13 protein-coding genes and 1 tRNA gene are annotated in these 13,302 nt (G+C 65.9%); 8 read left to right on the top strand and 6 right to left on the bottom strand.

What is annotated here, in order from left to right:
- Position 1: 1 nt before the first annotated feature.
- A complete protein-coding gene (locus tag EDF57_RS08570) occupies positions 2 to 376 on the top strand; it encodes a flagellar protein FliS (RefSeq protein ID WP_134093903.1) in 375 nt (124 codons plus the stop codon).
- A gap of 168 nt (positions 377 to 544) precedes the next feature.
- Entirely contained in the window at positions 545 to 1,147 is a 603-nt protein-coding gene (locus EDF57_RS08565) for a LuxR C-terminal-related transcriptional regulator (protein ID WP_132268237.1), read from the top strand.
- A gap of 274 nt (positions 1,148 to 1,421) precedes the next feature.
- Here EDF57_RS08565 and EDF57_RS08560 read toward each other — a convergent pair whose 3' ends face one another.
- Both EDF57_RS08560 and EDF57_RS08555 read right to left on the bottom strand, forming a co-directional pair.
- Positions 1,422 to 1,901 (bottom strand): hypothetical protein, encoded by a 480-nt coding sequence (locus EDF57_RS08560; protein ID WP_134093902.1) that lies wholly within the window; start codon positions 1,899 to 1,901, stop codon positions 1,422 to 1,424.
- Positions 1,902 to 2,110: 209 nt separating this feature from the next.
- Positions 2,111 to 2,830 carry an alpha/beta hydrolase gene (locus EDF57_RS08555; protein WP_134093901.1) on the bottom strand — a complete coding sequence of 240 codons (720 nt, stop codon included), beginning with the start codon at positions 2,828 to 2,830 and terminating at the stop codon, positions 2,111 to 2,113.
- Between the two features lie 355 nt (positions 2,831 to 3,185).
- Here EDF57_RS08555 and EDF57_RS08550 point away from each other — a divergent pair, with 355 nt between their 5' ends.
- Positions 3,186 to 4,043 carry a DUF3617 family protein gene (locus EDF57_RS08550; RefSeq protein ID WP_134093900.1) on the top strand — a complete coding sequence of 286 codons (858 nt, stop codon included), beginning with the start codon at positions 3,186 to 3,188 and terminating at the stop codon, positions 4,041 to 4,043.
- 6 nt (positions 4,044 to 4,049) lie between these two features.
- On the opposite strand, the gene EDF57_RS08545 is transcribed toward EDF57_RS08550, so the two are convergent.
- The 4 genes from EDF57_RS08545 to EDF57_RS08530 all read right to left on the bottom strand — a co-directional run bounded on the left by EDF57_RS08545 (position 4,050) and on the right by EDF57_RS08530 (position 8,533).
- Positions 4,050 to 5,207, bottom strand: a complete 1,158-nt coding sequence (locus tag EDF57_RS08545) for an aminotransferase class I/II-fold pyridoxal phosphate-dependent enzyme (protein WP_134093899.1) — start codon at positions 5,205 to 5,207, stop codon at positions 4,050 to 4,052.
- A 453-nt stretch (positions 5,208 to 5,660) separates the two neighbouring features.
- Positions 5,661 to 6,464, bottom strand: a complete 804-nt coding sequence (locus tag EDF57_RS08540; protein ID WP_134093898.1) for an SDR family oxidoreductase — start codon at positions 6,462 to 6,464, stop codon at positions 5,661 to 5,663.
- 12 nt (positions 6,465 to 6,476) lie between these two features.
- Positions 6,477 to 7,229 carry an SDR family NAD(P)-dependent oxidoreductase gene (locus EDF57_RS08535; RefSeq protein WP_134093897.1) on the bottom strand — a complete coding sequence of 251 codons (753 nt, stop codon included), beginning with the start codon at positions 7,227 to 7,229 and terminating at the stop codon, positions 6,477 to 6,479.
- 194 nt (positions 7,230 to 7,423) lie between these two features.
- The gene (locus EDF57_RS08530; protein ID WP_134093896.1) at positions 7,424 to 8,533 is read right to left on the bottom strand and encodes a helix-turn-helix transcriptional regulator; all 1,110 of its coding nucleotides are present in this window, start codon (positions 8,531 to 8,533) and stop codon (positions 7,424 to 7,426) included.
- 125 nt (positions 8,534 to 8,658) lie between these two features.
- Between EDF57_RS08530 and EDF57_RS08525 the strand changes: the two genes are divergently transcribed.
- From EDF57_RS08525 to EDF57_RS08505, 5 genes are all read left to right on the top strand, one after another.
- A complete protein-coding gene (locus EDF57_RS08525) occupies positions 8,659 to 9,777 on the top strand; it encodes an LLM class flavin-dependent oxidoreductase (protein ID WP_134093895.1) in 1,119 nt (372 codons plus the stop codon).
- 1 nt (position 9,778) lies between these two features.
- Positions 9,779 to 10,942 carry a sulfotransferase gene (locus EDF57_RS08520; protein WP_134093894.1) on the top strand — a complete coding sequence of 388 codons (1,164 nt, stop codon included), beginning with the start codon at positions 9,779 to 9,781 and terminating at the stop codon, positions 10,940 to 10,942.
- Positions 10,942 to 11,751, top strand: a complete 810-nt coding sequence (locus tag EDF57_RS08515) for a sugar phosphate isomerase/epimerase (protein ID WP_134093893.1) — start codon at positions 10,942 to 10,944, stop codon at positions 11,749 to 11,751. Before EDF57_RS08520 ends, EDF57_RS08515 begins: the two co-directional genes overlap by 1 nt.
- A 4-nt stretch (positions 11,752 to 11,755) precedes the next feature.
- Positions 11,756 to 12,991, top strand: a complete 1,236-nt coding sequence (locus EDF57_RS08510; RefSeq protein ID WP_134093892.1) for a DUF1214 domain-containing protein — start codon at positions 11,756 to 11,758, stop codon at positions 12,989 to 12,991.
- Between the two features lie 121 nt (positions 12,992 to 13,112).
- Positions 13,113 to 13,188: transfer RNA gene (locus tag EDF57_RS08505), tRNA-Thr, on the top strand.
- The last annotated feature ends 114 nt before the right edge of the window (positions 13,189 to 13,302 follow it).

Genomic DNA, 13,302 nt, shown 5'->3' with positions numbered 1-13,302 from the left:
GATGCGGCGCCAGCTTTCCCCGGTCGAAGCCTATCGCCGGGTAGACTTCGATGCGCGCGTCAGCGGGGCCGGGCCGGCGGAACTGGTCCACTTGTGCTACGAACACCTCGTGGCCGCGCTGGGCACCGCCATCCATGCCGACCGCAACGGCGACAACGGACTCAAAAGCCGTTCGCTGACGCGCGCGCTCACGGCGATCACCGCCCTGCATCTTGGCGTCTCGGGCGAGAGCGAGGTGGCCGCGGCGCTCAACCAGCTTTACGACGCCGCGCGCCGCACCGTGCTGGACAGCGCCATCGCTTTCGACGCCCGCAGCCTTGCGGCCCTGCGCGCCGACTTCGCCGAGATCGGACAGGCCCTGCTCGCCCCGCGCTGACGGTTCACGGCGCGGGAAATGTTGCCGTTTCGGTTGCCGAAACCCGCCGTGCCCCGCGCGTCTCGATACCGGGAGGCGGGTCATAGGTCGATTTTGGAGCAGGTCCGGCGCGCAGGAAAGCGATCATGCGATATCCCCCTAGGCACAAGCCGGAAAGGGAGAATACGCATGGAGCGGATTTCCAATCTCATCCTGATCGACAACGATCTGCGAAGACGCGCCGCCATCAGTCATGCCCTCTCAACCGGGCAGATACATGTCGAACCCTTCGAGAATATTTCCGAGATCGCCAGCGCCTGGCCCCGCTCCGGGGTCATCCTCATCCACGACGAGCCCGGCGTGATCGACGACCTGATCGACAACATGGCCCGTCATGGCGAGTGGTTCCCGATCATCGCCTTCAGCGAACATCCCCACGCCAACCGCATCGTCCAGGCCGTTCTCGACGGCGCGATCGACTATATCGCCTGGCCCATCGCCGCGGAGGAACTCAACGCCACGCTGGCGCGCGCGATCGACCGCGCCGAGCATGTCGGCAATGCCAAGCTGCGCGAAGTCATGGCCCGTGCCCGGATCGATCGCCTGACCCGGCGGGAGCGCGAAGTGCTGGGCGGCGTCGCCAGCGGCCTTTCGAACCGGCTGATCGGCGAACGGCTCTCGATCAGCCCGCGCACGGTGGAAATCCACCGCGCCAACATGCTGAACAAGCTGGGCGCCAACCACACGTCCGACGCGATCCGCATCGCCATAGAGGCTTCGCTGGTGAACTGACGGGCAAGCGGACACGGACATGACCCTAAGGGCCGCCCTACCAATGCTTAAGCGATCCCGTGTCACAACGCTCGCGCCGGCACGCCACTCCAACAGCGCCGGCCCCGCGCGCTTCGGCAAACCCGGCCGTATTCCCCTCCCGGCCCGAAGCGTTCGCGGGAACGCGAATGAACCCGAACTGGCGGCGCCTCCGCTCGACGTGCGACCGTGCGGAGCGCCGCCCCGTTCGCACATCTGCGCCGCCTGTTCCGGAAAAACCGGCCCTTGGCCCGGCTTAGTGGAGGCGTACTCCCGAAGGCAGCGTGACGGGCGCCGCTTCCGTGTCTCGGCGCTCCATTCCGGTCAGCAGCTTGGAGACATAGGCCGCCAGAAGCGCCAGCGACAGCGTTGCCGCCTCGCAGATCATCTCTTCGGAGCCATCCGCCATCACAAGAGTGGCGAGGCAGGTTCCGTTCAGCCCGCGCGAAAGCATGAAGGTATCGTTGGGACCGATCAGCGCCAGGACTGCACTCTCGGTGGCGCCGCAAGCCAGCATGGTCTCGATCGCGGCGGGGTCCAGCTTGTGCGCCGACTTCGGCTCGGGTTTCTGGCCAGCGCCAAGCCGTTTCTCCCCTCGTGCAGGATCGTGAAGGAACAGCAACAGACCCTCGCGAATACGGTCGTGTTCCTCGGAGGGCGCACTGCCCGCACAATCGTGCAGGAAGTCGCGCAGGCGCGCGATCCACACTTCCGTACTGCATACGTGCTGGGTCAAGGGACTCGCCACCGTGTTGTTGCTTGGTACGCCAAAGTCCCCAACCGGCGCGGACTGTCAATCCGCGCGCCGGGTCGGATCAAGGGCGCGTGCCATCCTGCTACAGGGGCGGGGCCATTCCTGAAACGCTAATCGCGGTTAAATCTTCTGCACGTGCGACCAGCAGATTCAAGGGCTTGCTTTCGGAAGCCTGCCCAAGAGCAATCGAGTCAGGTGCCCTGGGCGATGGCATCAAGGCGTTCTGCGACCCATTTCGGCTCGGTCAGCATGAGGTCATGCCCCGTGTCGATATCCCACACGCGCCCGTGGGAGCGCGCATCGATCAGTGTCATGTCGCGACCGGGAATGGTCGATGTGCAGATCAGGTGGCTTTCCGGGATCGCCCGCATGGCCGCCTCGTTGCGGAAGACGATCTTCTGCTCGAAGCACTTCCAGGGCTGCGCCGTCAGCCTGGCATCGGTCCAGGCGCCGAGTTCGGGATCGGTCACCCCGAAGAACGCCGCGAAGCCCGGCATCGGCGCCATGACCATCGGCACGCCGCCCACGTCGTGCAGACCCTGCCGGGCCATGTGGATCTGCTCATGGGCATGTTCGTAAAGCGATTCGCCGTCGCGCGGATAAGCGGCATCGAGGTAGACCCGGTGCCCGACCCGCTCCGGCTTGCGGTCCGCTGCCCCGGTAATGACCATGCCGCCATAACTGTGCCCCACGAGAATGGCCTGCGTCAGATCCTCGAACTCCAGCAAGCCGGCCACGTCATCGATATGCGTATCCAGGTCGATCGCATGGCTGAGCACATGCGCACGATCCGCCAGACCGCTCAAGGAAGGCGCATGCACCTCATGCCCCATGGCCCGCAGCCGCTGGGCGACCAGCTTGTAACACCACCCACCATGGCCGCCGCCATGAACCAGCACGAATGTGGCCATCGTTTCCCTCCACCCTTCTTTTCTCAGCAAGAGAAGCGCCGAGGCGCGTCCCCGGTCAATCGCAGCGCGTTCGCAGGGGCGATGCCTGACAGCGCCCCGAAAAGACTTCCGGATCTGGCGGATCTCGCAAAGAGCCGCAGCGCTGTTCAGGTTAAATCTCTGAAATCAGGCCTTACTATTTGGCAGGAAAGGCGAACAAAGTTAAGCAATGCGGTGCCGTGCCCGTTCCACAAGAATGGCTTGGACACGGCGGTACGGACACCGCGATGATCTTCGCCCGGCGGGACTGACGCCGCGCAAGGAATTCGAGTGCCGAAGCGGGGGATGACCTCGCGGGGAGAGAGGGAGGATCGACGTGCGACGCGCTCTGGCCTGTCTTGCCGCTGCGGGGCTCGGATGTGCGGCACTGTTCGCCCATTCACGCGCACAGACGCCCGAGCCTGCCGCCGCCGCGATTCCCTCGGGCGAAGACATCGTCGTGATTGGCCGGAAGATACGCCGCGTAAAATTGAACTACGCGCTATGGGGCGCGCATATGAAGCGCTGCGATGTCATGATCTCCAGCGGCGATGCCGACATCGATCGCTTCGTCTGCACCGTGCTCAATGCCTGCATCAAGGACGGCTTCCGTGACGTGGTCCCGGCCAAGGCCTGCCTGGCCGAGCGGATCGCCTCGGTCGCCTATCGGCCGCCGCGCTGGGATCCTGCCGAGAGCGAGCCGGCCGATCTCGCCGCGACCGTTCCGCGCCTGCCGCCATCGACGCCGATCGCCGTGCCCAGGGAAGCGCCGGCTGCGGAAATCGTCGTCATCGGCGGGCGGCCGCAAGTCACGCCGGGCTTGTGGCAGCTCAAGGAGTCCGCGACATTCAAAGAAAAGCCCTCACGGGAATTTCAGCTGAGGCCTGGAAAGACCTATACCGTCTGCATTGCTGCGGGCGAGCATGACGATGCGCTGGAGCGACTTCTCGCCGCCGCCACCGGCCTTGCGGAAGACGGATTGTGCACGCGTTCGACCGTGAAGATCAAAAGCGGCAAAGTGACCGGCGGCAAGACTTGCGCGGCCGGCATGTATTCCCTGAGCTACGACGTACACGGCAAGGTAGGCGCCGATACGATGGACACGGCCGTCTCGATCTTGGGCGAGGGTTCGAATTTCAAGCAACGGTATCGCAGGCGGGTGACGGGATCGCGGATCGGCGATTGCCCCACCTGAAACGCCTCAGGCCGAACGCGCTTTTGCCCTGCTCGCGAACCACGGCACCATGCGCGCGATCGCCTCTTGCACCAGGGCGGTCGAGACCGCGAAGCTGAAGCGGATGAAGCGGTGCCCATCGACCGGGTCGAAGTCGATCCCCGGAGCCGTGGCGACTCCGGTATCGCGCAGCAATTGCTGGCAGAAGGCCAGGCTGTCCTCGGTCAGATGTCCGATGTCGGCGTAGATGTAGAACGCGCCGTCGGGCGGGGCGATCCGGTCGAGGCCGAGGCTGGGCAGCGCGGCCAGCAGCAGTTCGCGATTGCGGGCATAGCCCTCGACATGGCCTTCCAGTTCGGCGGTCTCGTCCATGGCGATCAGGCCCGCGTGCTGGGCCAGGACCGAGGGCGTGAGGAACAGGTTGTTCATCCGCGCGCGCGCCGGGGCGACGACTTCGGGCAGCACCACCAGCCAGCCAAGGCGCCAGCCCGCCATCGAGTAATACTTGGAGAAACTGTTTACCACCACCGCTTCCGGCAGATGCTGCAGCGTCGACTGCGCCGGCGCGCCATAGGCCAGGCCATGGTAGATTTCATCGGAGACGACGCGGATATTCTTACGGCGGCAGACCTCCGCGATGGCCGCGAGTTCCTCGGGCGCGATCACGGTTCCCGTGGGGTTGGCCGGGCTGGCCAGGATCAGCCCGTCCGGTGCGGGGTCCAGCGCATCCAGCGCCGCGGCCGTCACTTGATAGCGCTCGGCCGGACCGCAGGCCATCTCCACCGGTTCGAGGTAAAGCGTCTTCAGCGTATTGCGGTAAGCAACATAGCCGGGCCGGGCCAGGGCGACCCGCGCGCCGGGCACGAAGAGACTGGAAAGGGCCAGCACGAATGCGGGCGAGGCGCCGCAAGTCAGGATCACCTGCTCGCGGTCGATCCCGACGTCATAAGCCTCGCGGTAGTGCCGGGCGATGCGCTCCAGCAGAGCCGTGCTTTCCCAATAGCCGCCGGGGTCGCTGTCCAGCACGCGGTGGGCGGCGGCAATGGCGGCCGCCGGCGCTCCGGTGGAAGGCTGCCCATATTCCATATGGATCACGTCCCGCCCTTCGCCCGCCAGTTCGTAAGCGAGGCGGCCGATGGCCATGGCGTGGAAAGGGTCTACCCGGGCGATCTCTGAAACGGTCATGGCCGCGTTGCTAGGCGGCTTGCCATCGGCAGGCAATCCTGTTGCCGGCTGGCGTGACGGCCGGGACGGAAACGGAGCGTGATCTGCCTCACGGCGCGGCTGGCGAGAAGCTGTCATAACCATCTTGTTCGAATCGGAAGTGGCAACGCATCTGGCCCGGACACTGCCGCGAACCGGCCGACCCGTGATGCGACCCCACGGCAAGGCTCTACCGGCAGGCAAATTTCATAACTCGGCGGCAGCCTGACCACTATCGGCTGAATTCAGCCCATGGCGGCTGCCGCCGGCTTTGTACGGTTTCCAATCCGGCCCCGACCGGATCGCGGCGCCGGCCCACATTCGCCCAGAGCGATAATCCCGGGGGGGAAGTTATCGCAAGGGGGTGACCTCCTCGCCGAGGTCTGGCGGATCGAGTGGCCGGCGCCGCGCCTCTGGGGCGCCCCGTTTTCGCACTCAGCCCGGATTGGCGCTGGCGATGCCGGGGCGCTCTGCCCCCATGCCCGAAAACCCGATGCAATATCCGCCGTCCACCGGCAGGACCACGCCGGTCACGTAAGCCGATTCGTCGCTGGCGAGGTAGAGCGCGGCCTGGGCGATGTCCTTCGCCAGGCCCCAGCGCCCCATCGGAATGCCCGCGAGCACCGGAAACTCGGCCGGCGGCTCGGCATGGGTGCGCGATGCCTCGACCAGCCCGGTCCACATCGTGCCCGGCGCTATGGCGTTTATCCGGATGCCCTGGTCCGAATAATCCAGCGCCGCTGTTTTCGTGAGCTGGTTCACGCCCGCCTTGGCCGCGCCGTAGACCGAATGATGCTTCCATCCGACCACGCCCGAGGCCGATGTCGTATTCACGATCGCCCCGCCGCCCGTCTTGAGCATGGACGTGATGCCGTACTTCATGCCCAGAAACGCGCCGCGCAAGTTGGTGGCGTGGACCCGGTCCCAGGTCTCCAGCGACTGGGTGTGCAGCGGCGCCATCGGCCCGCCGAATCCGGCATTGTTGCAGAGCACGTCGAGCCGCCCGAAACGGTCCTCGGCCGCGGCGATCATCGCCTGCACTTGCGCCTCGTCGGAGACGTCGCACTGGACGCCCACGGTGTCGCCGCCCAGCGCGGCCGCCACTTCGTCCTGCTTGCCCGAAATGTCCGCGAGCACCAGCTTCGCGCCCTCCGCGTGGAACAGTTCGGCCATCGCCTTGCCCATGCCCGAACCGGCGCCGGTGACGATGCAGACTTTATCCTGAAGCCTTCCAGCCATGTTCATTCTCCCTCAGGCGCTGGTGTCGATGGTCGGGCGGATCGAGATTTCGGAGATGTTCGTCCGGCGCGGCATGGCGAGGATGAAGACCAGAGCCTCGCCGATATCGCGCGGCTTCACGGCGCCTTCCTTGCTGACATGGGCCTTGATCGCAGTGCGCCACTGCGGGTCGGAGATCGAATCCGCCACTTCGGTCTCAGTCGCGCCGGGCATCAGCGTGGTGACGCGGATGTTCTTGCCGCCCAGTTCCTGCCGCATGCCATCGGTCATCATGTTGACGGCGTGCTTGCTGGCCGAATAGGCGCTGGTCATCGGACCGCCCTTGCGCCCGGCGAGCGAGGAGATGGTGATGATGTCGCCCACGCCCTGCTCCAGCATGTGCGGCACGGCGGCGGCGCTGGTGTAGACGGTGCCCATCAGGTTGATGTCGATCACCCGGCGGTAGATCGCGGTATCGCAGTTCTCGATCCCGCCGGCTTCCATGATCCCGGCCGAGTTGATGAGAATGTCGATCCGCCCGAACGCTTCGACGGTCTTCTCCACCGCCCCGCGCGCGTCGTCTTCGAGGGTCATGTCACCGGGGATCGCCAGCGCCTTGCCGCCCGCCGCCTCGATCTGGGCGACCAGCCCGGAGAGCCGCTCCACCCGGCGCGCACAGACGGCGACCGTCGCCCCCGCCTCGGCCAGGCAAAGCGCCGCGGCCTCCCCGATCCCTGACGACGCGCCGGTAACGAGCGCGACCTTTCCTGCAAGCTGGCCCGACATGCCTTCTCCACTCGTTCGCGCGGCACCTGTCGGCCGCTTCGTATCCATTTGCTGGCAAGGGCTCCGGGCGAAGTCAACGAAAAATGCTGAACAAGTGTTCAAATCGCTGCTGCGAGGTCTGGTGAATGTATCCAAGCTGAGAAGGGACAGGAAAGAAGCAGGGGACCCTGCCCCAAGGCTTCCCTCTGCTTCCTTCAAGCAATCGCCAGCACGCTGCGATGGATGAACCGCACCAGATCCGCCTGCCCCCGGGCTCCGGTTTTCGCGTAGATACGCTTAGAGTAGGTCCGCGCCGACTCCACCGTAAGCCCCACTTCCGGCCCGGCCTCGGCGATCGACAGCCCCCGGCTCAAAGCCAGGGCCAGCCGCGCCTCGCTGGCGGTGAGGTCGAACAATTGTGCCAGTTGCCCGCAACGGTCGGCCGAAGACCAGTGATCGGCGTGCAGGTAGCAAAGCACTGCCGGCGCCGCCCGCGTCGTGCCCATGCGCCGGCCGGAGGGCACGAGCAGCAGGTCGAGCCAAGGCTCCCGGCAGAGCACCAGCGCACGCGGCCGGGCGTCCGGGTCACGCGCCAGTTCGCCGACCGCTTCGGAGAGTTGCCGCCGCAGCCTCGCATCATGCGCGCTGAGCCGCCCATCGCGCGTCTGCGTCAGGCCGTTCGAGCCCGCCAGCATCCGCGCGCCCAGCGGATCGGCATCCAGCACCCGCCCCTCCCCGTCGAGCGTCACCCAGCCGAAGTTCATCCGCCGCACCGCCTCCCGCTCGATCTCGGCACCCATGCGCTCACGCTCCAGCGCCACGAAGCTGCCAAGCGCGGCGCGCAGATGCGGGGCGAGGTCTTCGAGCAGGCCGTCGACGCCCTCCGCGAACTCCCCGTCGCGCCGGGTAATCGTGATCCAGCCGTTCACGCCGCCCGCCTCGGCAAAGCGGATCATCCGCATATGGTTCATGCCCGAAGGTGCGAGCAGCTGGTCAAGATAGGCGTCGTGCTTGGGGTCTCCGAAACGCAGCAATTCGTGCAGCGCATGAGTCCGCCCCTCCTGCATGGCGTGATAAGGCATCGGGTCGCGCAGATAGAGGCTCTCCCGATAGAGCCGCGAGATCGGCGGGGGAGAGGGCTGGCCGGAGTAGAGGTGGATCACCCGCGCCTCGGGCGTACCCATCGGCAGAGGCCGGAACACGAGGCTGGCATAGTCCGCTGCAACGCGCGCCCGCAAGGCATCGAGGAAGCGCCGCCAGGGCGGGTCTTCCACCAGTCCCTCGATCAGCGGCACCAGCAGGGCCGCGTCCTCTCCTTGCAGCATGTCCGTGATCCCCAAATGGGAATGGGCCTGAGCCGAGGGCTAACCCACAAGCGGCCATGGAGACAACGAGCGGCGCCGAACCATCACCCCAACGATTGGCGAACGCGGCCTGAGAGGATCACATCATGAAAGTGCAGCCCGCAGCCTTCCTGCGAACCACCCTGCCGCTGGGCATCGACATGGCGCAGGACTACGATTCGGGCCGCTATCATTCGATCTGGCTGCCCGATCACATGGTCAGCTTCTGGCCCGATTCGATCTGGACGCCGGAGTTCACCGATCTCGCCAAGGCATCGCCCAGCCCGCACCGTCATCTCGATGGTCTCGCCGTCGCCGCCGCTACCGCCGTGCTGACGAAGAACACGCCGCTGGCGACCACCGTGGTCGATACCGTGCGCCGCCATCCTTCGCTGCTGGCACAGACGGCGCTGACGATCAGCCACTTGTCCAAGGGCCGCTTCATCCTCGGCCTCGGTTCGGGCGAACTGGAAAACACCGTCCCTTACGGCTTCGATTTCGACAAACCGGTGGGGCGGCTGGAAGAGGCGATCAAGGTCATCAAGCTGCTGTGGCATGCGGACGGCCCGATCGATTTCGACGGGCATTTCTTCCACCTCCACCACGCGCGGATGGATACGGAGTTCTATGACGGCAAAGCCCCGCCGATCTGGCTGGGCGCAGCGGGTCCGCGCATGCTCTCGATCACCGGACGCGAGGCGGATGGCTGGTGGCCGGCGGGATCGTGGACGCCGGAAGACTATGCGGCGAAGCTGAAGGTCATCCTCGACGCGGGCGACGCGGCGGGGCGCGACATGAGCCACTTCACCCCTGCGATCACCCAGATGTGCCTGATCGGCGAGCCTGACGAAATCGACGAAATGCTGCGCGCCCCGATGGTGAAGTCGATCATCCTGATGATGACCGCCAAAGATCTTGCGCAATTCGGCTACGAACACCCGATGGGCGCGGACTGGCGCGGCATCATGGACTTCGATCCCGTGCGCCTCAGCCGTGAGAAGATGCTGAAATTCTGTGACGAGATGAACCCGCAGGCGATCCGCGACGTGCTGCCCACCGGCACGCCCAAGGAAGTGGCACGGAAGATCAAGGGCTTCGCGGATGCCGGGATGCGTGTCTACAAGCTGATGGAATATGGCGCGATGGGCGGCATGAAGTTCTCCGCCAGTAGCGCCGCCAAAGTCCGCGAGACCGAAGACGAAATCGCGCGGCTGGTGGAGGGCTGACATGAGCGACCTCAACGCGCAGCTATTGCTGCAGGAAGCGCAGCAGCGCACCGGCCTTTCGGACTGGGCCGATGACGGCTTTCCCGAACGCTTCGCCCTCGCCGTGGACCACATCAACGGCATCGCCATGGACGCGGCAGGGCGCGCCGCAGCAGCGGAGAACGTGCTCTGGCTGCTGACAGACCGTTTGCGCTTCTTCGAAGACCGCAAGCGCTTCCCTCTGGCGGAGGAAGTGATCGACCGCCCCATGTTCGTCAGCGGCGAACCCCGCTCCGGCACGACCTTGATGCACGCTCTGCTGGCGGTCGATCCCGGCGCGCAGGCGCTGCGGTTCTGGGAGGTCATGCACCCCTCGCCTCCGCCGGGTACCGTCGAGGGCACCGATCCCCGCAGCCCGCAGGCCGATGCCGAATGGCGCGAGATCAACGCCAAAATGCCGCGCTGGCTGCACTGCCACCCCTACAACGACATGCTGGGCGATGGTCTGCCCGAAGACGAGCGCACCTGGGCCTTCGACTTCCGGGTGATGACGCCCACCGCATGGTGGCGCGTGCCGATGCAGAACCTCTCCTTCGGCCTGCCCACCGATCCGCCCGCGCAATACCGCATCCACAAGGCCATGCTGCAAGCGCTGCAATACCGGCGCCCGCCGCGCCACTGGGTGCTGAAGGGCTTCCACACCACGCGGCTGGACGCCTTCTTCGACACCTACCCCGATGCCTCGCTGGTCTGGCTCCACCGCGATCCGGTGATGGTCGCCGCCAGTTCGACGATGATGATGGCGGACATCATGGATGGGATCGTTGGCAAGATCGATCTGGTGAAGGAAGCCCGCGCGCATCTGGAACGCGTACGCTGGTCGATCGGCAATACGATGGTCCATCCGCTGGCGAACGACCCGCGCATCCACCATGTGCGCTACCGCGATTTCGTCGCGGATCCGATCGGGACCATCCGCGATTACTACGCCTTCGCCAGCCGCCCCTTCACGCCCGAAGCCGAAAGCGCGATGCGGCGCTACCTCGCCGAGAACAAGGGCGATCGCCACGGCAAGTTCCACTACTCGACGCAAGTCCTGGTCGATGCCGGCTACGATATCGACGCGCTGAACGCAGAGTTCGCCCCCTTCCGCGCCCGCTTCGGCGTCGAGATCGAGCAGCGCTGATGCACCCCCGCGTCAGCCTGCATCAGGTGGCGATGATGGACCGGGAGACCGGCCCATTCCTCGACTTCTGCTGTGAGATCGGGGTGCAGCATGTCACGCTCGTTTCGCCGCGACTGTTACAGGCAAGCGAGCTTCGTGCTGCGCGCGAGACGGTGCAGCATGGCGCGATCCAAATCGGCTGCATCAACCACCCCTTCGCGCTCCAGCCAGACCTTGAAAGCCACACCGAAAGCGCTGCTGATGGGTTGATGAAAGTGATCGACATGGCCGCTGAACTCGGCGCGCCGTCGATCTATCTCATCACCGGCGGACGCGGCACGCTGCTCTGGGAACAGGCCGCCGAGCGCTTCGCGGACCTGCTCGCCCCCTGCCGTGCACACGCCGCAAAGCAGGGCGTGGCACTGCTGGTCGAGAACGCCTCGCCACTGACGGTCGACATCCACATCGCCCACACCCTGCCCGATGCCCTGCGCCTCGCTCGGCTCGCCGAGATAGGCCTCTGCGTCGACCTCCACGCCTGCTGGTACGAGGCGGACTTGCATGAGAAGCTGGCCGAAGCCCTGCCCCTCACCGGCCTCCTGCAAGTCAGCGACCATGTCCCCGGCGACCGCACCACCCCCTGCCGCGCCGTGCCCGGAGACGGCGCGGTGCCACTGGAAGCGATCCTGCGCGACGTGCTGGACCTTGGCTACACCGGCCTGTTCGACCTCGAACTGCTCGGCCCACGTATCGAGGCGGAAGGCCCCGCCAAGGCCTGCACCCGCGCGGCAAACACCCTTTCCGACCTCCTCACCAAGCTGGGAGCCTGACACGATGGCCTATGGCGACGGAACCGACGACGCAGCCCTCAAGACCGCGTGGGAAACCTTCTGCGAGCAGCTGAAACAGGCGGGCCTATCCGCGTTCAAGGACGCCAACCCGGCAAACCCGCTCCAACGCGCCGATGCCTTCCGCTTCCTCACCCAGAACCTCGGCCAGGCCTTCGACCTTGCGCTGGAAACGCGCGATCCGGCCTTCCCGCAGATCCACCCGTTCACCACGCCAACGATGAAGCTGGGCGGCGACCTGGCGGACTTCACCTACCGCCAGGCGTGGATCTCCGGCGACCACGTCTACCGCCTCAGCGGCAAACGCGGCAGCGCCCGCTGGCTCAACGTCACGGTGCAAGGCCCGCGCCCGGACAAAGTCCCCGGCACCGATTGGCCCAGCCTGCACGAACCTTTCGGCGACATTCCCGAGGCGAACCTGTTCGGCCATCAGATCGAAACCGAGGCCGATGGCCGCTTCGACGTGACCATCGGCGGCCCGGCTCTGGAAAAGAACTGGCTTCCCACCACGCCCGGCACGCGCAAGCTGTTCATCCGCGAAGCCTTCGACGCCTGGGGCGAAACGCCGACCACGCTATCCATCGAACGGATCGGCATGGACTCCCCCCGCCCCCTGCCCACTCCCCCGCAGATGACCGAGGCGATGGACTGGGCGGGCCAGTTCGTCACCGGCCTGATGCGCGACTGGCCCGAACACGCCTGGCTCACCTCACGCGGAGTCTGCGACCCGGCCAGCCTCAACACGTTCCCCGCAGACAAGGCCGCCAATGACGCCAACGACGCCAAGCGCGGACGCATGGCCGCGCACATGGTCTGGCACCTCGAACCCGATGAGGCGCTGATCGTCGAGATGGACTGGCATCACGGCTTCTGGCTGTTCGGCATGGGCGGCGCGCTGATGGGCTCCATGGACTTCCTCCACCGCCCGGTCAGCTACACCCCGGCGCGCACGAAAGTCGACGAAGACGGCGTCGTCCGCCTGATTCTCGCGCATCGGGACCCCGGCCTCCATAACTGGCTCGACACCCAGGGGTTTTCGGACGGCAACCTCACTTACCGCAACCTGATGAGCCAGCAGCCCGCCACCTTCCGCACGCATCTGGTAAAGGCTGCGGAGCTTGCGAACCACCTGCCGAAATCCACGGCAAAAGCCGATCCCGCAGCCCGCGCCGTCATGCTGCTGGAGCGATATCGAGCCATCAAGCTGCGCTACGGCCTGTGACCGGAAAGAATTCGAAAAAGTTCATCGCCTTTGGCCGCAAAGCCCCTTGCGCGATCTTGCGCCGCTCGGTAAAGGCGCCCCCTGCCCCGGTACGGCTTTCAACCCGAACCGGCCAAGGCAAGCCGCTTTAGCTCAGTTGGTAGAGCACATCATTCGTAATGATGGGGTCACAGGTTCGAATCCTGTAAGCGGCACCACCTACCTTAAGGCACTTCCACCCAGACATCGGCGGTTTCCCACGGGAGGAGCTTTCCAGCTTGGGGAGCGCTTGGGTCAAGGCTGGGGCGTGTTTGGTGCTCGCCCGTAAGCGC

Origin of the sequence: Novosphingobium sp. PhB55 (assembly GCF_004368805.1) — a bacterium.
Lineage (GTDB): Bacteria > Pseudomonadota > Alphaproteobacteria > Sphingomonadales > Sphingomonadaceae > Novosphingobium.
This window is presented reverse-complemented; position numbering and strand designations above follow the sequence as displayed.